The organism is candidate division KSB1 bacterium, from assembly GCA_022566355.1.
Lineage (GTDB): Bacteria > Zhuqueibacterota > JdFR-76 > JdFR-76 > DREG01 > JADFJB01.
The window spans coordinates 1-23532 of sequence record JADFJB010000013.1 but is presented as its reverse complement, the minus strand read 5'-3'; the positions used below and the strand labels follow the sequence as shown (position 1 = coordinate 23532).

19 protein-coding genes are annotated in these 23532 nt (G+C 38.0%); 4 read left to right on the top strand and 15 right to left on the bottom strand.

The window, feature by feature from the left end; genetic code table 11:
* Nucleotides 1-11: 11 nt before the first annotated feature.
* The 14 genes from IIC38_04120 to IIC38_04055 form a co-directional block, all read right to left on the bottom strand.
* Nucleotides 12-317 carry an integration host factor subunit beta gene (locus IIC38_04120; GenBank protein MCH8125134.1) on the bottom strand — a complete coding sequence of 102 codons (306 nt, stop codon included), beginning with the start codon at nt 315-317 and terminating at the stop codon, nt 12-14.
* A gap of 299 nt (nt 318-616) precedes the next feature.
* Nucleotides 617-3805: an efflux RND transporter permease subunit gene (locus tag IIC38_04115; GenBank protein MCH8125133.1), complete on the bottom strand. Its 3189-nt coding sequence runs from the start codon at nt 3803-3805 to the stop codon at nt 617-619.
* A gap of 54 nt (nt 3806-3859) precedes the next feature.
* Nucleotides 3860-6949: an efflux RND transporter permease subunit gene (locus tag IIC38_04110; protein MCH8125132.1), complete on the bottom strand. Its 3090-nt coding sequence runs from the start codon at nt 6947-6949 to the stop codon at nt 3860-3862.
* Nucleotides 6950-6981: 32 nt separating this feature from the next.
* On the bottom strand, nt 6982-8403 hold the full coding sequence (locus IIC38_04105; GenBank protein MCH8125131.1) for an efflux RND transporter periplasmic adaptor subunit: 1422 nt from the start codon (nt 8401-8403) through the stop codon (nt 6982-6984).
* A 172-nt stretch (nt 8404-8575) separates the two neighbouring features.
* Nucleotides 8576-8758 carry a hypothetical protein gene (locus IIC38_04100; protein MCH8125130.1) on the bottom strand — a complete coding sequence of 61 codons (183 nt, stop codon included), beginning with the start codon at nt 8756-8758 and terminating at the stop codon, nt 8576-8578.
* Between the two features lie 11 nt (nt 8759-8769).
* Nucleotides 8770-10317 (bottom strand): Do family serine endopeptidase, encoded by a 1548-nt coding sequence (locus IIC38_04095; GenBank protein ID MCH8125129.1) that lies wholly within the window; start codon nt 10315-10317, stop codon nt 8770-8772.
* Nucleotides 10318-10372: 55 nt separating this feature from the next.
* Nucleotides 10373-11053, bottom strand: coding sequence for a zinc metallopeptidase (locus IIC38_04090; GenBank protein ID MCH8125128.1), 681 nt, complete (start codon nt 11051-11053; stop codon nt 10373-10375).
* 214 nt (nt 11054-11267) lie between these two features.
* Nucleotides 11268-12293 (bottom strand): ATP-binding protein, encoded by a 1026-nt coding sequence (locus tag IIC38_04085; protein ID MCH8125127.1) that lies wholly within the window; start codon nt 12291-12293, stop codon nt 11268-11270.
* A gap of 81 nt (nt 12294-12374) precedes the next feature.
* Entirely contained in the window at nt 12375-14048 is a 1674-nt protein-coding gene (locus tag IIC38_04080; GenBank protein MCH8125126.1) for a long-chain fatty acid--CoA ligase, read from the bottom strand.
* Between the two features lie 27 nt (nt 14049-14075).
* Nucleotides 14076-15524 carry a M48 family metalloprotease gene (locus tag IIC38_04075; protein MCH8125125.1) on the bottom strand — a complete coding sequence of 483 codons (1449 nt, stop codon included), beginning with the start codon at nt 15522-15524 and terminating at the stop codon, nt 14076-14078.
* 70 nt (nt 15525-15594) lie between these two features.
* Nucleotides 15595-16176 carry a DNA-3-methyladenine glycosylase I gene (locus IIC38_04070; GenBank protein MCH8125124.1) on the bottom strand — a complete coding sequence of 194 codons (582 nt, stop codon included), beginning with the start codon at nt 16174-16176 and terminating at the stop codon, nt 15595-15597.
* Between the two features lie 34 nt (nt 16177-16210).
* Entirely contained in the window at nt 16211-16984 is a 774-nt protein-coding gene (locus tag IIC38_04065; protein MCH8125123.1) for a sulfite exporter TauE/SafE family protein, read from the bottom strand.
* Between the two features lie 105 nt (nt 16985-17089).
* Nucleotides 17090-19513 (bottom strand): prolyl oligopeptidase family serine peptidase, encoded by a 2424-nt coding sequence (locus IIC38_04060; GenBank protein ID MCH8125122.1) that lies wholly within the window; start codon nt 19511-19513, stop codon nt 17090-17092.
* 60 nt (nt 19514-19573) lie between these two features.
* On the bottom strand, nt 19574-20341 hold the full coding sequence (locus IIC38_04055) for an aspartate/glutamate racemase family protein (protein MCH8125121.1): 768 nt from the start codon (nt 20339-20341) through the stop codon (nt 19574-19576).
* A 329-nt stretch (nt 20342-20670) separates the two neighbouring features.
* Between IIC38_04055 and IIC38_04050 the strand changes: the two genes are divergently transcribed.
* The 4 genes from IIC38_04050 (at nt 20671) to IIC38_04035 (ending at nt 22260) form a co-directional block, all read left to right on the top strand.
* Nucleotides 20671-21114, top strand: a complete 444-nt coding sequence (locus IIC38_04050) for a hypothetical protein (GenBank protein ID MCH8125120.1) — start codon at nt 20671-20673, stop codon at nt 21112-21114.
* A 90-nt stretch (nt 21115-21204) separates the two neighbouring features.
* Nucleotides 21205-21669, top strand: a complete 465-nt coding sequence (locus IIC38_04045; GenBank protein MCH8125119.1) for a hypothetical protein — start codon at nt 21205-21207, stop codon at nt 21667-21669.
* Nucleotides 21670-21898: 229 nt separating this feature from the next.
* Complete coding sequence (locus IIC38_04040) at nt 21899-22129, top strand: DUF433 domain-containing protein (GenBank protein MCH8125118.1); 231 nt, start codon at nt 21899-21901, stop codon at nt 22127-22129.
* A 2-nt stretch (nt 22130-22131) separates the two neighbouring features.
* A complete protein-coding gene (locus IIC38_04035) occupies nt 22132-22260 on the top strand; it encodes a DUF5615 family PIN-like protein (protein ID MCH8125117.1) in 129 nt (42 codons plus the stop codon).
* Nucleotides 22261-22565: 305 nt separating this feature from the next.
* Here the strand turns inward: IIC38_04035 and IIC38_04030 are convergent, their stop codons facing one another.
* Complete coding sequence (locus IIC38_04030; GenBank protein MCH8125116.1) at nt 22566-23318, bottom strand: response regulator transcription factor; 753 nt, start codon at nt 23316-23318, stop codon at nt 22566-22568.
* Nucleotides 23319-23532 lie beyond the last annotated feature (214 nt).

The following is a 23532-nucleotide window of genomic DNA, read 5'->3' as shown; positions in this document are numbered from 1 at the left end:
AAATAGATTTGCTAAAGCGGCTTCTTTAATTCCTCTTTGAGCATTTTTCCAGGTTTGAAATGAGTCTTCCTCCTGGGGGGAACATAAACAATTTCACCTGTTTTAGGATTACGAGCTTTGGGTTTTGCTTTGGTTGTTTTTACTTCGAAAACTCCGAAGTCACGAATCTCGATCCTTACTTCCGGGTCAGCCTCTGCCATAACTTCTCGCAAGATTGTAAATAATGCAGACACCACTTTTTCCGCTAATGGAAATTTTTCATCCACTTCCCGGGCAACTCGCTTAGCGATATCCCTCTTTGTTATGGTAGTCTTCATCGCCTCGAAACCTCCATATTGTTCCTTAATTATTTTATTATTAAGGAATTAACGAAAGAATAAAAAGAAAAGCAAGGAAAAAAAACAAAAAGATTTCTTATTTTGTTTTTTCTTTTTATTAATAAACCTGGATAATTCATGAATCAGCTTTTAAGCTTAAAATTTCCTTATGTAAGGAAGAATCTATTTCCATAAAAAGTAAATAGTAAAATTGTAAGTATAAATTAGTTGCAAAATAGATCCCTCCGGGACGAAAGTAATAAGGTTTATGAATAGATCATGATAATTGATATTAAGAATTAAACTTCTACAATTGGTAATTCTTTAAATTGGACTAAGCTATAAACCGTCGGAATAAGAATTAATGTAAGCATTGTGGAAAGAGCCAACCCCCCAATTACGGCAATAGCCATGGGAGCTCTTAATTCTGAACCTTCCCCAAATCCTATAGCCATGGGTAGTAAAGCCAAGATTGTCGTTGTGGTTGTCATCAAAATCGGCCGCAAACGAACTTCACAGGCTTCTTTAATTGCATCCGTTTTTGCCAGCCCTTTAGTTCTTCGCAAGTTGTTAATATAATCCACTAAAATGATAGCATTGTTTACCACTATACCGGCAAGCATTATAACACCTATGAGTACTACAACACTAATGGTAGTATTCGTTAGAAGAAGGATTAGTATCACACCAATTAACCCAAAAGGAATTGTAAACATGATCACAAACGGATGCAGCAACGACTCAAATTGGGAGGCCATTACCAGGTAGACTAGAAAAATAGCCAGGAGAATAGCAAAACGCATACTGTCAAACGAAACTGACATTTCCTTATTTTGACCTCCGATAGAAATAGTGAATTGTTCGGGTAAAGTCATTGAATCAATTATGTTTTGAATTTCATCTGCGGCAGAGCTTAAATCCAGATTTTCCAGATTTGCAAAAACCAGTGCCACACGTTCCTGATCTATACGGCGGATTTCGCTGGGACCCTTTTCCACATTGATCGCCGCAATTGAATAGAGTGGAACATTTACATTATCAGTTGGATTAATGATAAGTCTTCTTAATGCATCCAATGTGTTTCGATCATTTTCTTGTGCTCTTACTCGGACATCGATTCGACGGTCTAAGCGTGAAAATTCCGTAGCAATTGTTCCCTGCACTTGATCGCGAATAAGTTGTGCTACACTAGCCACATCTGTTCCAAGAGATGCAAGTCTCTCCCTATTAAAAGCAATTTGAATTTCTGGATTTCCGCCTTCTAAGGAAGTTTTCACATCGACGAGACCAGGAATTTTTCGCATTCTTTCAGCCAGATCTTTTGAAATGTCCTCAAGAGCCTTTAGATTGTAACCTTTTATTTCGATTTCAATTGGGGCTTTAAAGCTAAAAAACGTCGGACGGCTAAATTTTACATCCAAGCCAGGAAAATCCTGCCATAATTTCCGTAAATTATTTATTACTGCTTCTTCGGTTTCTCGAGAGCTCCCCTCTATTAACCTAATGTATAATTCCCCGATATTTTCACGTTCTTGTCCGGCAGATGCAGCTTGTTTTGAGGTGGCTCCTGATGTTAAAAAGATCTCTTGGATATTTTCATCCTGTTTGGCAATCGCACTCATATTCGTCATGAGTTCATCAGTTTCTTCTAATGGCGTCCCGCTGGATAACTTTATTTCAGCCATAAATTCACCCTGGCTTATTTCAGGAATTAATTCCGATCCAATGAAACGATAACCTATCAAAGTGAGAGCCATTAATCCAAAAGCTAGCGAAATAACTACTAACCGATGATTTAGAGACCAATGCAAAACCCCTGGATAAGCATTGAATATCCTGTTGAAAAATAGATCAAACAACCAGAAAATTGGAGTCAAAATCAAATTTAATACTCGGCCAATCCAAATAAATATTGTTTTGACCGTCCTTGAAATAATAGCCAAAAATGACTCTACCAAACCGATTATTTTTTTTGAAATGTCAGTTTGAGTTATAGGAATTTCTTCTAATTCTTCAGAGGAGCCTCTTAGGCTGGATAGCATAGGAATTAAGGTTAATGCTACAAAAAGGGATGCCATCAAAGAAAATGTCACAGTCAAAGCCTGGTCAGCAAAAAGTTTTCCTGCAATTCCTTCCACAAAAATGATTGGGACAAACACAAATATAGTCGTAAGAGTACTGGCAATAACCGCTTTGCCTACCTCAGTAGTGCCTTTAAGCGCTGCTTCAGGAGGGGAATCACCTTTTTTCTTATATCGATCAATAGATTCTAGAACAACGATAGCATTATCCACAAGCATTCCTATTCCGAGTGCAAGTCCGCCCAACGACATAATATTTAAGGAAACATTCGATAAGAACATTAAAAAGAAGGTTACCACGACAGAAATAGGAATAGCTAAACTGATTATAGAAGTACTTAAAACATCCTTTAAAAAGTAGAACAAGACAATCATAGCTAATATGCCACCAATAATTGCAGACAACAACACATCGTCGATTGATTGTTTAATGAATCTTGATTGATCAGTAATTATTTCCAGTTTTAAATTGGATCTGCTCCTAGATAAGTTTTCAGACAAACTAGCAATTTTTTCTTTAACCATTTTTGCTACTTTAACTGTGTTTGCATCTGCTTCCTTAAAAATTTCTATTTGCACGCACTCAAGGCCGCTAATCCGTGTAATTATTTTTCTTTCTTTAAAGCTTTTATACGCACTGCCAATATCTTTTAGAAGTATATTCGCTCCTTCAACACGCCTTACTATAATTTCGTTGATTTCCTCAACTGTTCGGAATTGATTTATTGTCCGTACAATGTATTCCATATCCCCTTCTGTTAGTGTTCCACCGGTTAAATTGATATTTTCTTGTGCTAATCTATTTGATACTAGAGAAATGGGAATATTTAAATTGGACATTCTATTTTGATTGATTTCAATATGAATCTCTTCCTCTAATCCTCCAATAATTTGAACTGAAGCTACACCCTCAAGACTTTCTAAATCTTGTTTAATACTTTTTTCAGCAAACAAACGCATAGAGATTAAGTTTTGGTCTCCGAATAAGCCAATTCGCAATATAGGCTCTAACGCAGGATCGTACCGAAGTAAAATAGGCTGTTCGGCATCATTGGGTAGATTTAATAGATCGAGCTTTTCTCTTACATCTAACGATGCAAAATCCATATTGGTATCCCAATCGAATTCTACGATTACATCTGAAACTCCTGGTCGAGAAATAGAACTTACCCGCACAACACCATTAATAACACCGACACTTTCTTCAATGGGTCTGGAAATCAGGTTTTCAATTTCAGCCGGAGCTGTTCCAGTATATTCAGTCCGCACAGTAATTGTTGGGTAAGATATATCAGGTAATAAATCCAGCGCAAGACGGTCGAAGGCAATCATACCGAAGACGACTGAGGCCAAAAAAATCATCGACACAGTGACTTTACGATTAATGGAAAACGAAACAATTCGCATCTATAGCGCCTTTATCATTCTCAAATTATTAAAAACAGATTTAGAGCCGGATTCTTATACTCTTTGGAAAACCCTTACAAAGCTATTCTTTAAATCATCCATTAATGAATACAATGTTGGTAAAATGATTAAAGTAAGGAAAGTGGAAGTTGTAAGACCTCCAAAAATAGCCAATCCAATCGGAGCCCATTGACCGGATCGGCCTTCAATCGGACCAAATATGGACGGAAGAAACATAGGTATGATCAAAGGGAGTAAACCCAAATTAGTTGTTGCTACTGTCATCAAAATGGGGCGAATTCTATCAACCCCACCTCTTATAATTGCATCTCGGCGATTTTTACCGCTTTTGCGCAACCTGGTAATATGATCGATCAAAATAATTCCATTATTAACAACGAGACCGCAAACAACCAAAATTCCCAAGTATGAATAACTGCTGAGATTCGTATCAGTTAGCCAGAAGATCAGGAATACACCGATGATTGCAAACACTACGGAAGTGATAATTGTGAATGGGTGAATGAGCGACTCAAAAAGCGCTGCCATTACCATGAGGATAAGAAGCAATGCTAAAATTATCGCAAAAACCGAAACACTTTCAGATTCACGCCACCGTCTAAAATTCTGGCCAAAACTCCAGGAATACCCAGGCGGTAATTCAAGCCCGGATAGTCTTTCAGTCACTTCCTGGGTTGCTGTAAATATCCCGCGTCCGGTTAACTCTGCGGTGATACTAAGCGTGGTTCTCCGGTTTTCTCTTTCGATATTCTCCGGCCCTTTTCTGATTCCCATATCTACCATAGTATAAAGGGGTACCATATCGTTTGATGGGTTCTCCACAGAAAGATTACGGAGTTTTTCAATACCGGTCCGATCTTCTTCATTCAATGTTAATTCAATATCAACTTCTCGGTCGGCTGTTTTGTATCGGCTAACACCTCTTCTGGAAAGGGCGGATTGAATGCTGTTAGCAACTCTCTGAGAAGATAATCCAACCTGGTTTACACGCGATCTATTAACAACGATCTGGATTTCTTCTTGTCCGCTTTCATAACTTGTCTCAAGATTTTTCAAACCCTGTACATCAGCAAGTTGAGCCATGACTTCATCAGCAATCAAGGTTAACACTTCCAGGTTATCACCCTTGAGATCAATATTCAATGAAGAGCCGCCGGAAGCCATATGCATTGACCTGCTTTGTCGAAATGTAACGCCGGGCAATTTTGGAAAAACCTGCCGAACACTATCCATAATATCCATTGATGATAAGCTTGTCTTTGGATCCTCATTTAAATAAACTGTTAAACGTGCTCTGCCTCCACGGTTATCCCGACCTCTGCCATAATTTGAACTAATTGCTTTAATATCCAATTTTTCCTTTCTGTCAAGCAAGTCAGTTTCTATCCCAGCAAACATATTTTGAATTTGAGCTACTTTATAAGAAGAAGGAACATCTACTCTAAAATCCAGACGACGTGTTGGAGTTCGACCTTGGAATTCTCGATCAATCATTCCGTGTATTTTAAAAGCAAAAATAAATACAAGGACGGCAGCTCCTAAAGTAATCATACGGTGATTGAGAGTCCATCCCAATATCTTTGAATAAATTACTCCGAGCTTGACCATCTGCTCACTTTTGGGTTTCTCTTTGCCTACAAATAATTTTGAACACATAAGAGGAACAAGAGTCACGGCAATTACCATCGATGAAAAGAGGATGCTGCAAATAACGAGACCGAAATCGTTCATAGTTCGTGACATCCAACCGCCTTCCAGCATCAGTAAGGGTAGAAAAACAATCATGGAAGTAGCAGTTGCTGCAACTACCGGCATTCCCACTTCCTTACTACCAATGATTGCCGCCTGGCGTGCAGACAGCCCTTCTTCTTGTTTGTGACGAAAAATATTTTCCACAACAACAATAGCAGGATCGACTAACATACCAATCGCATACACCATGCCCATCATAGAAACTAAATTAAGTGTAATTGGGGAGCTGATTGGTTTTAAACGCAATAGGTACATGACAAACAATGCAAACAATATGGATATCGGAATGGCGGTAGCGATAATGATTGTACTTCGTACTTTTCGCAGAAAAACATAGAGAACCAGGATGGCTAATATCGCCCCAATGATGCCAGAATTTCTGAGGGAGTTAAGGCTATTGGTAATCTCTTGCGATTGATCGCGATATATGAGGACGTTTAAATCAGAAAACCGGGTATCATTTTTAAGATCATTTAACATTATTTTTATTTTATCACAAACCTCAACAACGTTGGCGCTGGATGTTTTATAAATGCTTAAACTGATGGCATCTTTGCCATTTAGACGCTGAAATCGCGTTTTCTCAGGTGCATCATACCGGACAGTTGCAACATCCTCGAGATAAAGATTAGTACCTGTAATTGGCACTCTTTTAATCTCATCAATAGATTTAAATTCTCCAATAACTCGCAAATTATATTTTTTCCCTGCATCAAAAATATAACCTGCAGAGAGGTTTAGATTATTGCTACGCAGACTTTGCAACAAATTAAATGAATCAATATTATGGGAACGTAATAACTCTTGATCCATTTCCACCAATACTTTTTTCTGGTCGATCCCTCTTAAATCTACATTGCCTACGCCATCTATTCTTTGTAAGCGAGGAACGATCTGATATTCGACTAAATCATGCAATTTATCCTTAGATTTATCCCAGGATACGGTGAAAGTTAATGTTGGAATGTCTGTGGATTGCCAACGTCTGATCTGAATCCGATCGACGTCAGACGGTAATTTCGACCATACCAAATCGATTCGGTTCCGTACTTCCATGGCGGCTAAATCCATATCAACTCCGTCTTCAAACTCCAGACTGACATTAGCATTACTCGCTGAAGACCTTGATGTTAATCTTTCCAAGCGACTGATAGAACTTAATACATCCTCAACATGAACTGTAATCATCTCCTGAACTTCCTCCGGAGATGAAGAGCGATATGGGACTGAAACATTTAATCTGGATGAAGATATTTCGGGTAAGAATGTAAGAGGAAGTTTTCTAAGAGAAATTATTCCCATCACACAAATACAGATCATTATAGTAAGTGTTGTAACGGGATTCTTTATTGAAAATTCTGAAAGATGCATAAACAAATACCTCAGTTATTAATCTTTTACTGTTATTGCCTTCTACTCTGCATGTACTTCTGGAAAAATTCAAACTGCTTCTCTGTATTATTTGCAAATTCAGGATCTTCTTTAATTATTTTATCATATTCTTCTTTAACCTGGGGATTCGCAAGTAATCTTTCTTTAATACGCTTCAGCATTTCCGGCGTTGGCTGAAATCCACCTCTATCTCCTCTTCTTCCGCCTCCTCTCATACCTTGTTGCTGTCTTTCCCCACCTTCTCGTTGTCCATTCTCCTCTCCTCCTCTATGGCCCATGCGTTCAGAATTTCCGTCTGGACTAGTCCTATCTGTATCTGTTCCATTATCTGACATATCAACTTGCATTGAAGTAGAAGTGCCTACTATACGAACACTGGAACCATCACGAAGGCCTTCATGTCCGACTGAAATGACCCATTCATCAGGTTGAACTCCTTCAAGTATTTCTATCCTATCTCCTTCGGTAAATCCTATATTTACGTCTCGCATAACAGCCGAACCATTTTCAAACACGAAGACCCGATCCGTTTCGCTTTCTAAAACCAACGACTTCTTTGGAATCGTGGTTGCGTTATTATGCGTATCTGTCAGTAAAAAAACAGATACAAACATACCTGGCAACAAACCTGAAGACTTTCTCGCAATCTCGACTGTAACCTTAACCGTCCCACTATTTGGATCAACCACCGGATTGATCATTTGAACTTTCCCGGAAAATTCTTGATCCGATAAAGCTTCCACAGTTATTTTTGCAAATTGATTTGGGCGGATGTTTGATATTTCCCTTTCCGGAATAAATATCTTGGCTAATAATAAGTCATAATCAGCAATTGAGCAAACAATTCGATTTGTAGTAATATAATCCCCCAATTCTAGCGACCGTATTGTAATCACACCATTTATTGGAGCGGTAATTGAAGTATATTCCCATTGCAGCCTCGCGCTTTGAAATTGAGATTCCAATGTTTCATATTGAAATTTAGCATCATCGTAAGTTTCTTTACTTATCAGGCTTTTTTCAAACATTTCTTTCGATCGATCGAAAAGACGCAGTGTATTTTCTGCCCGGGATTTAGCTAATTCCATGCTTAATTTTAATTCACGGTCATCCAATTTAACAAGCTGGTCTCCTTTTTTAACAACTGCTCCTTCTTCAAAATAATAGTCTTTGACAATTCCGCTAACTCGGGCGATTACATTGACAGTCCTTTGAGCCTCTAAGGTTGTATTGGTTAAGATGAATGTAGATATGGTTTCGGATTTGACTGTATCCACTTTGACTGGGAGAGACCCTGTTTGAGATCCGGCAAAAGATCCTCGCCTACGGTCAAACTGACCTTGAGATTGTTCATCTCCTCCACAACCGGTTAAGTATAGTGAAGAAATAATGAATAGTATATTTATAATTGATCGCATAATACTTGTTAACAACTGTTCCTCCGCACAAAATAATTAATAAAATTCACAAATTTAATGACGGATCAAGGTAGTTCCTTGAAATAATAATTGCAATACAAATGAACGAAATAAATCGTTCAAATTATTGTTTACTGAGAATCAAAAATACACTAGGCGGGGAAGAATTATCTAAATAACAGGTTCCTTAATTTGGATCTTTATGCTCTTTTAATTTAGTTATCGAAACCACACCTATACCAATTATTGCAACATAAAGTATTATCACGATGGTTTCAGGAGAATGCTTAAATAAAGTTTCATAAAGAATACCCAATAATCCTACAATAAAGTAGATGCTGCCACGAACCTTATATTTACCATAACTCATATTCTACTGAATTAGGGTATTTCAAGAAATCTGTGACTAACAGTAGCTTTCGTCTGATTGGATCGGTTATAAATATAAATTTTAGCAACATCACCAGATTCCAATCGCTCGAGACTATTCCAAAAATTCTCTTCATCAGTAATTTCATCATTATTAATCTTTAAAATTACATCGTTTACAAATAAACCTGCCTGGGAAGCGTTGCTAAAACGACTTACATTAACCACCAATACTCCTTTAACATTGCTTAAACCCAATTCCCTGGCTTGTTTTCTTTTTAATGTTTGTACTCGTAATCCTAATAATTTTGGTTCTTCTTCCGATTCATCCGGGACATAATAACTAACTTGTTTTTCACTGTTTTGTCTTTCCTCTAATAGTACTGAAATATTTCTTCTTTGCCCATCCCGAATTACAATGATATCTACTTGCGTACCCGGTTTTTTTTGGGCAATTATGGATTGTACCTGGTTCGTCCGTACGATTTCAACGCCATCGACATCAACTAAAATATCTTCAGATTTTACTCCTGCATCATCCGCAGGGCTATCTTTTAGCACAGCATCAATAAAAATCCCAACCGGCCTCTCTAACCCGTAAGCTTTGGCTTTTTTTTGATCCATTGGTTGCATCAATATACCTAAATACGCCCTGGCCACCCGACCTTTTGTAATTAGATCTTCCATAATCGTTTTGGCTAAATTAATCGGGATCGCAAAACCATACCCCTCATAGAATCCTGTTCTGGTTGCAATAGCCGTGTTCACTCCAATTACTTCTCCCTGTAAGTTTACCATTGCCCCGCCGCTATTTCCCGGGTTGATTACAGCATCAGTTTGAATGAAATTTTCGATTCCCCAACTGTCCTGTATGATATTCATATTTCGGCCGATTGCGCTAATGATACCGGCTGTTACTGTAAATCGAAGCTCCAATGGGTTTCCGATAGCCATTACCCATTCTCCAACCTGAAGATTATCTGAATTGCCCAATTGAGCTACCGGCAGATTATCACCCTTAATTTTGATTACCGCTACTTCGGTAAGTGGATCAATACCTACTATTCTTCCCCTAAACTTCCTATTATCAGTTAAAGTAACTTCTAGGCGGGAAGCATCATCAACTACATGCGTATTAGTAAGTATATATCCTTTTTCATGCACAATTATTCCAGAGCCTGAACCCCTCATCGGAAATCGTTGAGGAGATCGGAAAGGATTTAACTTATCCTGAAAGAGGTCCCAAAGCTTGTTCTCATCTTCATGATACTTTTTCACATCTACTTTGGAAACCACTCTTTCAGTTTCAATACTAACTACGGCAGGCGTAACTCTTTTATTGATTTCGATAAAAGAATTGGCAAACGGACTATTTGCAGAAGTTGAAGGATAATTATTATTGTTTGTCTGAAATGAAAAATTCTCATCTACAAATGTTGTTTTGCTGCTCGCTTGTCCGGTTGGCGTTAATTCAAACTTGCTGGTAAATATCACACCAATAGCCACACCTAGGAATATCAGGCCAATATATATTAAATATTTATTTTCTTTTTTCATCATTTACCTTCCTATTGAAAAGGAGATTCTCAAATTCAAAACTATTTCTTCTTTCCCATCAATCATCCTGGCTTAAAAGAACCATGCGAATTAAATGAATTAGGGAGACCGCAGTGGCGGCTACATATGTCAATGCTGCTGCATTTAAAACTTTTTTAGCCATCGGAATTTCTTGCGGTGTCAAATAGCCGCCTGTTTTTAGAATTCGGATTGCCCGGGATGAAGCATCAAATTCAACAGGAAGAGTGATTAGTTGGAATAAAACGACACCTGAAAATAAAATGATTCCAGCTTGCAACAAAGGGCCAATTGACATGAACCATCCAATAAAAAATAATGGAAATGCCATCGTAGAACCGATATTTGCTGCCGGAAGAATTGCGTGCCGAAATTGTAAAGGCCCATAACCAACTTTATGTTGAATAGCATGGCTGATTTCGTGGGCGGCTACACTCAATGACGCAATCGAACTTCCATTATAATTTTCAGGAGAAAGGACTACTTTTTTAGTACGCGGATCATAATGATCTGAAAGTGTTCCTTTTCCCTGCTCTATACTTACATCGAATAGCTGATTATGCCGCGCAATGTCCTCTACGACAGCAGATCCCTTTCTGCCCCATGCGGACTGTACTTTTGAAAATTTCTTAAACGTCTTTCTGACTTTGAATTGTGCGTAAATTGCTAGAAGAAATGCTGGAATAAGTAAAATCATTGTTGAATCAAAAAAATAAAACATTTTACATCCTCATAAAAATAAAAACAAGTTAGAATCCTTTGATATATAAACGACGTCGATCAAAAAGGTTTCATTGCCAATTTGAATAGTCGATTAATTACGAATATAAATATACAGATACCGCGTGTTGTATTCCATCATTTTTAGTTAGCAAGCAAGGAATATTAGGAGTGAAAATCTATTGAAATTGGGAAATAAATAATGTGTCTGAAGATTAATCGATATTTTTTATCAAGGTTAAGCGATTGCCCCATTTTGGATCTGATTCATAATTGACATCATCCATAGATCGCTTAATAATATGCAACCCAAATCCACCGGTCCGTTTTTCCTCGGCGGCTTCAACTGCGTCGTAATCCTTATCCGGATCGTAATTAAACCCTTCGCCACGATCCATTAATGTAATCATGAATTTACTGCTATCGAATTTTACTACTATTTCAATGTATTTTTGAGAATCATAATTGTACGCATGCTCGATGATATTAACGCCTGCTTCGTAAACTGAAATCTTTATCCTCGAAATCTCAGTTTCATCAAACCCGGCTCTTTCAGCCATTGCCGTCACAAAATTAGTCATTTTGTATAGATGATCTTCCCGGCTATGTATTACGATATGATCGCTTTCGGGTTCTCTTAACTCTAATGAATCCTCATCAACCAGATCTTCAAAATTCATTCCATCGGATTTGACATCCACAGTTACTGTTGGTACTGAGGGGTTTTTAGAAATATCTAAAATCTCATCTACTGAAATTACATTATCCTCCTCAACATTTCGCGAACTCGTAATATCGAAAGGAAGGATATTTGATGAATCACCTTCAGCACCACCCTGTTTTCCTGAAAATTCGATCTCATTGTGGATGTCGTTGCTGTCCCCGGAATCATCAACTACACGCAAATAACTGAAAGGACTAAAAGTCATAAAATTCATTCGCGCCGATTCTGAGATATTTGCAAGTAATAAATCTCCACCACTTCTTCTCAGTAAAGAAGTAAATTCAATCAAGTTGGCAATAAGACTTGCATTTGGATATCTAACATTTTTAAGATCAAGGATTAGATGCGTTTTGTTGGCTCTGACCAAGTTTTCAAACGTTTGAGTGAGAAGCTGAATATCCTCCTTATAGTTAAACGAGTCATTCGGAATAATTCGAAAGACCCTGTTTTTACTATCGCAGCTTTCTATATGGATTTTGGCGTTAGGCACTTGTGTCAATTCATCATTTTGTTGCATGTTTAACTATCGGAAGATACCTCAAATTTAATTATAACAACTTATTATTATTTTAGAAACAATGCAAATTTGCCTATTTGATTAATCTGTTTTCAATTTGTTCTTTTCCTCCTCAACCAATACCCTTCTTAATACTTTTCCAATCATCGATTTTGGTAGTTCGTTGCGAAATTCTATTATTTTAGGGATTTTATATTTAGCAAGGTTTTGCCTGCAAAATTCCGTTATTTCTTCAACAGTTGCTTGTTCTCCTTGTTTAAGAATAATATATGCTTTTACAGTTTCACCTAGATAATCATCTGGCACTCCGGCAACGACGGCTTCTTTAATTTTTGGATGAGTAAATAAAACCTCCTCAATATCCCTTGGATAAATATTAAATCCACCGGCAATAATCATATCCTTTTTACGATCCACGATGTAAAAATAACCGTCCTCATCCATCTTTGCCATATCCCCGGTAAATAACCATCCGTCCCGTAATACATTAGCCGTTTCATCGGGTTTATTCCAGTATCCCTGCATCACCTGTGGACCAGAAACAGCAAGTTCACCGATATCCCCTACTTGTAATTCTTCCATAGTATTTGAATCAACAATTTTTGCTGAAGTTAATGGAATTGGAACCCCTATGGATCCTTCTTTCCTCAAACCATGCATCGGGTTGGAATGGGTTACAGGCGAAGTTTCAGAAAGACCATATCCTTCAACCAGGCGACCACCTGTAATTTGTTCGAATTCCTTTTGAACCTCAACGGGTAACGCAGCTCCGCCACTCATACATCCTTTAACGGATTTCAGATTATATTTTTTTACATTAGGGAAGCTGTTAATAGCAATGTACATTGTGGGTACACCTGGAAACATAGAGGCATTGTACTTTTGAATTGTGCTTAGCACTAATTTTACTTCAAAACGTGGAATTAAAATTGCATTCGATTTTGTAATAAGAGCATAATGAAGGCATGTGGTTAAACCATAACTATGGAAAAAAGGAAGCGCTGAAAGTATACTTTCTTTACCCTCAATGCAGTCTGTCGTCCATGAACGAATCTGGTAAACATTGGCGATCAAGTTTTTATGGGTCAAAACGGCACCTTTAGATAAACCAGTAGTTCCACCAGTGTAAAGGAACATTGCTGTATCATCAGGAGTAATTTGCTCCTCCGGAATAGCTCTCCAGTTTCTTTTCATCAATTCCTGGAAGAAGAATACATTCTCTTCAGGTTGAATCTTCACAAAATTCCCTTCTTTTTTAGCCTTTATCGGATAAAAGAATTTTAGCAAGCCCGGTAAGTATTCCTTAATACCTGTCACAATTACTTTTTTAATACTGGTCTCTGACCACACATTTTTGATTCGCTTGAATAAAATATCCAGCGTAACAATAATTTCTGCGCCGCTGTCATTCATCTGATGTTTGATTTCCCGCTCAACATAGAGTGGATTTGTAGGAATTACTATACCGCCCAATTTTAGAATGGCATAATGAACTATTGCATATTGCGGAATGTTCGGTAAATGGACGGCAACACGGGTGTTTTTACGAACACCAAGTTCAAAAAGAATTGAGGAAAACTGATCTACTAATTGCCGCAATTGTTCATAATTGATGGTCCTGCCATAAAATAAAAATGCCGGGTTCACTCCAAACTGACTGGCATTTTCAAGAAGAATTTTATAAAACGTGGTGTCCGGAACTTCGAATGTCTCGGGCACTCCTTCCTCATAATTTTTCAACCAAATTTTTTCCATGACTGGATAATTACCTTCTCAATTCAATCAATTCTTGGAAACAATTTTAATCAACGTTCCTCTTTCGAGTTTATCTTCTAACAGCATCCCATTTAACAAAGCAATTTTGTTTTGCATGTCGTCACTTATACTTAATTTTGTCAATTCCATTTTTAGACTTCCTTGCGTTTGAACTCTATGGAGCCTTATCCTCTCAGGTTTTACATTCAGGATTTTCGGGTCATTTACATGATTAAAATTTGTCATTGTCTTTTCAAATTCATCTGCAAATTTATTGAAATCCGCTTTTTTGCTCAAGCCATGAAAAATATAAACTTGTTGTGACTTTTGGATAAAATAGGATAGAATGCGTAAATTTGTTTGATCGGAAATAATATCGGATATTAACATCCTTGCAGGCATTCCATTTACTGTTCTGGGTTTATTTTCCACGACTGTCGCTTTTGAGTTCTGAATAAAATCTAGAGCAGCTGACCCAGGATCTGGTTGTTTTGCTAATGAAAACAGGATGAATGCATTCTGTGCTTTCGAAGTCATTTGTACTTGAGTAGGTAAATTATTCACATTCCAATCAAATGGAACAGGAAATTGGAATTTGAGAACTGGATGATAAAAGTTGTTATTTTCAACAAAGCCCTGCCTGGGATCCGGCCCATAGACAATGCCATCGATTTTCTTTAAATAAGCATCTCGGCCTGTGGAAAATTTTGTTCCCGGGTATTTTGCTTGCCATTCTTTGGCCATGTTCCTAACTGAAACAACACGATTTTCCGGTTCGGGGTGAGTAGACATCCAGGAAGGAATACCACTTCCGTCTTCTGGCCTCATCCTTTCCAGTGTATGAAAGAAATTAGCCATATGCAAAGCATCATACCCGGATTTCGTAGAATACTCAACCCCCAATTGATCTGATTGACGTTCATTATCCCGGCTAAATCGCAAAAAAAGTAATCCAACGCCAAAACCTGTTAAGTTTGAATATTTACTAAATGTTTCTGATAAAATTGAGCCAACACCAATACCAAATTGTGCAATTTGCTGACGTGTAATTTGTTTAGCCGTGTGCCGTGCAGTTATGTGGCCAATTTCATGCCCCATAACTCCTGCCATTTCCGCCTCGGAATTTAAGTGCGCCATAATTCCCCGGGTAAAATAAACATAGCCGCCAGGTACTGCAAAAGCGTTTAGAATTTCAGAATCAACTACTTTGAAATTGTACTGCAAATCCGGCAAATGAGAGTTTACAGCTAGTTTATTTCCAACTTCAGCTAAATAACCTTGTAAATTCGGATCATCGTAAATTCCGTATTGTTCAACGACTTGTTTGTCAGTGCTTTTACCAAGGGCTGCCTCATCTTTAGTTGAGATCAACATCAATTCTCGTTTTCCCGTAACAGGATTCACAGCACATGAGATGATGAATCCTAAAATGAATATTAACCAAAGAACTGAAATTGTTTGAATCTTTTTAGACATCTGTAATTCCTCTCCTTTTTTTTGTTTGCAAAATATTCTGAATAATTCATAGTCCACAAATGCAAAACACCTAACCTGGTTTAATTAATTTTATTACTTCATCATATCGAAAGCAATCAGTCGTATGATCATTGACCATTCCCACTGCCTGCATAAAGGCGTAACAAATTGTGGATCCGACAAACTTAAAACCTCTTTTCTTCATATCTTTACTCATTTCATCTGATTCTGCGGTTTTGGCCGGAATTTCTTTTAAGCTTTGCCAATGATTTATTTTCATTTTATGGTCTGTAAATTGCCAAATATACTTTTCAAAACTTCCGAATTCCTTTTGGATTTCTAAATAAGCTTGGGCGTTGGTCACGGCTGCACGAACCTTCAATTTATTCCGGATAATTCCAGCATCATTTAATAATTCATTGATTTTTTTTTGATCATAATTGGTTATTAAAGTCGCATCAAAATCATCGAATGCTTTTCTAAAGTTTTCACGCTTTCTTAAAATGGTTAACCAGCTCAATCCAGCTTGAAAACCGTCCAGGATCACCGCTTCAAAAAGCTTTTGATCATCATAAACAGGGACACCCCACTCACTATCATGATAATCGATATACAAAGGATCCGAAGAAACCCACTCACACCGATTTTTCATTACCGTAGTATTCGTTCGATTTTATTTTTCTTTTCTAAATAATTCCCAAACCCAGTATTACTGCTATAAAAATCAAGAAAATTGATACTATATATTGAATTCCCCTCATCGTTATTTTTTTCAGAAGCCTATTACCGATTGTTGCACCCAAAAAAGCTGATAGCACTGCAGCTAGTAATAAAAAGAAATGGCCTCTGATAATATCCAATGTATAGTGAGAGCTATAAACAAAAATCCTGGTGATGTCTACAAAACAAGCAATTAAGACGCCAGTGGCAATAAATGCTTCTTTAGATAGACCTAATTTAACAAGGAAAGCGCTTCTCAATGCGCCCTGGTGACCGGATATGCCGCCAAAAAATCCACTTAATGCTCCCCCTAGAAAAAGGAATTTTGGCTGAAAAGATATAGCGGAAAACCTGGGTAAAATTTCCAAAAAGCCAAATACCAACATCAAAATAGCGACCACTAATTTTATAGGCATAATTTGATGTTCAGCACCCAGGGCAGTATAAGTAAGAACCGGTTGTAATCCTGTTAGCCAGACCAATATTGTTGCACCTAAAAAACTGGTGAAAAATGCAGGTAATCCAAATTTTAACGCTACTGACTTATCAATAAATTTTCCAACCAGGCCCATTTTAAACAAGTTATTGATAAAGTGGACCAGGGCAGTCATTGCAATTGCCATATCGATTGGAAAAAATAAAGCAAACGCGGGAAGTAATATGGTACCTAATCCAAATCCAGATAAAAAAGTTAAACCCGATGCAATAAGTGCAACTAAGCAGATTAAGAGATATTCCATGAAGGATAATTTTCATTAATAACGGAAAACTAGATTATCAATACCACTTTGATTTAGATTCTTTCTAATCAGGCAATTGCCATCAAAGGAGTTATATAAAGTTAACTACCTGCTTCCGAGAGTCGTTTTACGTGGAGCCGCATTCTTTACATATTTGTCCAGCCATTGAGACATTTCCCATAGAGTATGCATGACTGATTCCCTGGCCCGATATCCGTGACTCTCATGGGGAAGCATTACCAACCTGGCTGTGGCTCCATGGCCTTTAAGTGCATTATAGTAGCGTATACTTTGAATCGGAAATGTCCCTGAATTATTATCCGCAACGCCGTGAATCAACAGAATCGGTTCATTGACTTTGTCCGCATGCATAAAAGGTGACATTTTAAAATATACGTCAGGTGCTTGCCAGAATGTCCTCTCTTCATTTTGGAAACCAAAAGGCGTAAACGTTCGATTGTATGCACCGCTTCTGGCTATGCCTGCTCTAAACAGATCAGAATGAGCCAATAAATTCGCAGTCATAAATGCACCATATGAGTGGCCGCTGATAGCCATCCGATCTCTATCACCGACTCCCCGGCGCACAACTTCTTCAATTGCAGCTTCCGCACTGCTTACCAATTGTTCAACAAATGTATCATTTGGCTCTTTATCTCCCTCTCCTACAATCGGCATACCCGGCCCGTCGAGAACAGCAAATCCCTGGGTAAGAAACAACAACGGCGAACTACTGGATATGCGCACAAACTGGTATGGTGAACCGGTAACCTGGCTCGCTGCAGCAGCGCTTTTAAATTCCCGAGGATAGGCCCACATCAGCATGGGTAAAGGACCATCACTTAATTTATATCCTGCAGGCAAATACAATGTACCTGATAATTGCACTCCATCTTTGCGTTCGTAGGTAATCAATTCTTTTTGAATATCAATCAATTGAGGGGCTGGATGGGGAAATTCGGTAATTTGTTGAATTTTATCATTTTTTAAATTACGGAGAAAGTAGTTTGGTGGATTGGTTTTGGATTCCCGGCGAGTGAGTAGCATAAGATTATTCACATCTAATATCTTCTCAACCCTCTCATAATATGGAGCTTTTGAACGCCACAACCGTTGTTTTCCCTTCGATTTTAAATTCATTCTATCCAGGAAGGGACGGTCCCCTTCAGGAGAAGCACCTGTTCCACTCAGAAAAATAGATTTATTATCTTTAGTTGTTTGAAGAACCGACGTTCCCCATTTGCTTGTTGTGGTTAACGGATTTCCCGGGTTGCTATAACGATCCTCATAAGAATAATCAAATATCAAATCGGGCTCATCATTTCGGAAGCCGGGTTTTACCAGCCATGTCCGCGCTAATCTGCTCCGCGGCCATCTTTCGGAAGCCAGGGCGATATCATCTGACCCCCAATAAATTCCTCTATACCTGAACTGTAACGAAATGAGATGTTCGGGTTTATCTTTAAAGGGCGCATTCAATGTAAACACCTTATCCCGGATATCCGCTTTTGCCTTTGCATTTCCACCATCCTGGGCTTCCACCCAATAAAGCATTGCCGAAGCATCCGCTCGCCAATTAATTGAGCGCGGTCCTGTAGTGACCGATCCCCTGCCAATAGGTACTTCCTCGGCAAGGGGAAGATCGACAACCTGGTGAATCAACTTGCCATCCAGGTCCAGGATTTCAACCCGCCTGGGGAATCGATAGACAGGTACAAGGTAAGAAAAGGGTCGATGTATTTTTTCTACCAATAAATATTTGCCATCCGGTGATGGTTGCACCCGGCTAATTAATCCCTTAGGCGGTAGTTCATTAACTTTGCCTTGCAACGAAACCAATACAATTTTTGCTGACAAATAGTATTCAAACAATTCCTTATCATACTGGTTTTTTAATAGATCCTGGTAAGTCCTGGCTGGCGCCGTTTTACCAATATTCTCATGCGTAATAGGTCCTCCGGGAACAGTAGGAACCGGGATTGGAGCGCCCCTGTTTTTATCTACTACTTTACAAACAATTGTTTTACTATCCGATAACCAATAAAGCGGGGCTCCATAAGCAGCGTTCAATGAATGCTTAATCAACCGCCTTGCTTTGCCGGAAGCAGTTTCGGCTACCCATAATTCAATATTTTTTTCTTTCGATATTGTAAAGGCAATGTGTTTGCTGTCCGGTGACCAGCGAATACTATTGATACGTGCCTCATCCGGCAGCCCATTAACCTCAATTTCATCCAGAGAATTTATATTTTTGAAAGTTAATTTTACTGTTGGTCTTGATCGACTGGGACCATTATTTCGAGGATTGATACGCAAACCGGCAATCCGTAATTCAGGCTGAGCCAATTCAGCAATAGATGGTAAATTATACCGCTCCATCAAAAGCATCCAGTCGCCATTTGGTGAAATACTGACTCCGGGGGTCGGTGGAGCATCCACCAAATCTGCTATAGCTTTGGGTGGCATTCGGTATTCTTGTCCTGACAACAATCCAACTGAGATGCATAAAACGGATACAATACAAACCACGTATTTTATTTTTGATTGGCCCAGTCTATAATTTAAATAACTCATTTTTGTTACCTCCACTTATTGGGTTATTAATTGATTTACTTTCAACATTTTTAATTTGGCAGGATCAAACTCCCGGATCAAGGCTCTGGCCAGTACCATAGCAGGATCAATAATCACTAAATGTTTGTCGGTACAATCATAAGCCAAAGGCAATTCCGTACACCCTAAAATTACAGCTTCCGCCCCTTTTGCGCTTAAAAAATCAATTGATTCAGAAAGTTTTTGTCGAGTGGATTCATCCACAGGATTTGATTTGGCTTTGATGCTGTAAATAGCGTCATGAATTTTTTCCAATGTCATTTCATCCGGTGGCACAATATTCAATCCATTTTGTGCCAGACAATCATCATAAATCCCGGATTCACGGGTTCCCAAAGTTGACAGAACTCCGACCTGATTAATTTCAGGATACTCTTCTTGTATAAACCTGGCAACTTCATCAATCATATGGACGATTTGCACTTTACTATTCTTTCGCTTAAGCCCATCCAGGATAACATTAAAAATTTTTGGAGCATGAGCTGTATTGCAAGGGATTCCGACAACGCTGGAGCCAATTTTTTCTAACTCCGATATTACGTCGGAAATTCCATATCCCGGGTTGATATCTGATTCCCCCAAAACAAAAGAGGATCTTTCGGCAATTTTTCCGGAAAAGGATAGCAGTGCGACTGGCAAATGCTCCTGGTCTGTTTCCGCAATTGTCTGATCGAATATTTTTGTGGCCAGATCAATTCCGGCGTAAGGTCCAACTCCTCCAACAATGCCAATAACGTTATTCATTTCTAAAATTTAAGCCCAGGTTTGTGTATGGTAGAACTAGTGGTGACGCAACAAATTACGTTTTCAAAAATGAATTGTCAAGAAAGAAATCAGAAAAAACCAGTAAAAATATTTTATTTTTGCAAAACCATGAACTATTGAGTCTTTAAGACAAAATATCAAAATATTTTTAAATATTGGAATTTAGAATTTAGAGATTCGGATTTCGAATTTCTACTCTTTGACGGGAATGGATTTTTAGCATACTAACGGGATTGAATCCAAATGATTTTTTCAGATATAGTTAATTATTGTAGTTTTATAAACGTAGTTGGGCTAAAAAATAGATCATGGGTAATAAATGTTGCACAAATTGTTTCTCAGAAATCGAAATAATAAATTTTATTGATTCCGAGAAAATCATAGGCGATTGTGATTATTGCAACAGCAATAATGTTAATTTTTGTGATGTCGTTGACGTAGGTAATTTTATTATGGAAGGTATTGAAAGACACTATGAAGATGCGGCAAATCAAGTTGGCTACGCCTCTTCTGAAGGTGGATATTTACTGCCAACCAAAGACATTGCTGATATTTTATTAGAAGATGAGAGCATATTCGGAGAGATCCTATTCAAAAGCAGCGTCATGAAAGATGGAATTAACCTCGTCCTATTCAGAGGGCCTGATATTTCTACAACTGACAATACTACTTTTAAAGACGCTTGGCTTATTTATAAAGAAAAAAAGACTCATCAAGTAATTGAAATAATGGTTAATACAGAGATTTTATAAGCCCCAACCAATCACTGGTGCGGACTCAAAAAAAGCTGTGTCGACAGGTCAACCGTTACGTTGCGGTTCAATAATAATGGGTTTTAACAAATGAGAACACCTCAATGGATTAAAAAATTAGGTGGTCACGCTGGAGAACTTTATGTTGCAGCAGAACTATCCAAACGTGGAATTCCCAATTCATTATTGCCAGAAAATTTTTCTGATGATGATATTCTCATTGGGAAAAAAGATGGAAAATTGCTTGGATATATTCAAGTGAAAGCTTGTCATCCTGATAGGTCAAAATCTTTCATATTAAGAGAAAATAACGAGTCTTGGGTTGATTCTGGTAATAACCAATATGTCGTTTTTGTATGGTTGGGGTCTCCTTCAAAAAATCAAAGTCCACGTTACTGGATTGCAACAAAAAAAGATGTTGGAAGAGCTTGTATTGAACATCCAGCCCACGATACTTCAAACTGGGAACGCAGATTCGCTTTGAATAGATTGAATCCTAACTGGGAAAATAATTGGAATTTATTTTGTAAGTATATGCCCGAACTACAAGATTAACCCACAAACCTAACCCCCTCTCCCTCGGATGGCAAACCGCCGCCGGTGAGTTTTTTCGAACCCCGCAGTCAGAGAGGTGAAGGGGTTAAGCTTTTTCGAGAGTTCTTATCGCTGCAAATTTATTTATTAACAACACTAATTGAGAATAATTAAAATTATAATTGAAATTGATTACATTTGAACCTTAAATTTTATAGTAATTCATTAAAAAAATATCGAGGTATTAACAATGCTTGAACGAATATCAATAAATCCTAAGATTTGTCATGGTCAAGCCTGTATAAAAGGTACCAGAATCCCTGTCTATCAAATTGTTAGTATGCTTGCAAATGGCGACAGTATCGATGATTTACTTGAAGCTTACCCAACAATTGAACGTGAAGATATTCTAGCATGTTTAGAATATGCTGCATCTCTTGCTGAAGAGCAGATATCTCCGATTGAATCATTAGCCAGTTAAAAATGAAGATACTCGTTGATGAAAATATTCCAATTAAAACTGCAAATGCATTACGGGATTCAGGTCATACAGTTAAAGATATTCAAGGAATCCTGATTAAGATAATTCAGACAATAAATTATGGCAAATGATACAGACTGAAGATATGATGTTAATAACAACAGATAAAGGATTCTCTCAATATAGGAACTATTCGCATTCGGGAATTCTCATAATTCGTTTAAAACAACCCAATCAAGACAAAATACATGATAGAATTATGTATGCGATGAATCAGATAAAAAACAATGACTGGGAAAATTTATTAGTAATAATGCGCGATTCAGTCCAAAGTACTTGGAAATCCAACCTTACCTAATTCAATATTTTACGATATTGAATATATATTCATTACATTAAATTGTTTCTCTGCGACCCCTGCGTTTATCCTCAATCCTCACCACCCCAACTTCTCCCGCAATAGTCTCCCGGCAGACCTGCTGATGGTCAATTCAGTATTTCTTTTGTCTTTCACCTTCATCTTATAACCGCCGCCAAACCAGGCTTCAATGGTTTTTACATAATTTAAGTTCACAATGGTCGAGCGGTGAATACGGAAAAATTTATCCGGGTGCAAACGATTTTGCAGCTCTTCCAAGGTATAATTCACGATAAAGTCAGAATCTGCTAAGTAAGCAAATACGACCTTATCTTCACTCTTAAAATACACGATTTCATCGTCCGGTAGAATATAGATCTTATCGCCAATTCGCGAAGGGATTCTGGTCAGGTAATCTTTGCCTGGCTGCCAACTTTGCAGCAACTGTTTGAAGGTCGACGTCATGTCCTGATCCGGCTGAAGTTTTTCACGGACTTTGTCAACAGCTTCTTCAAAGCGTTCCTTTGAAAATGGCTTAAGAAGGTAATCCACGGCGCGCAGCTCGAATGCCTCAATTGCATATTGATTATAAGCTGTAGTAAATATAATAGCAGGTTGATGCGAAATTAAACGCAGTACATCAATACCTGAGATATCGGTTAGATGAATATCTAAAAAAAGCAGGTCCGGTTTTAGAGAATCGATTTGTTGAACGGCTTCTTTTCCCGATGGATTTGATCCGATAATTTCAACATCTGTAATTTCATCAATCAGATCCTTGAGTCGTTCCAGGGCAGGTTGTTCGTCTTCAACAATAAATGCGCGAATCATGGGTGACTTTCATTTAAAAATCATCATGTTCCTTGCCCTTCGACTCCGCTCAGGGCACTTTGTGATTTACGTTTACAATGGTATAAATATTTCAACGGTTGTACCTTCAGCTTTCTTTGACTTAATCTTCAATAAATCATTCCGATTATATTGAAGGAGCAACCTTTCAGATATATTCGCCAGGGCATTTCCGTCGATTGGAAATTTAGCCAAA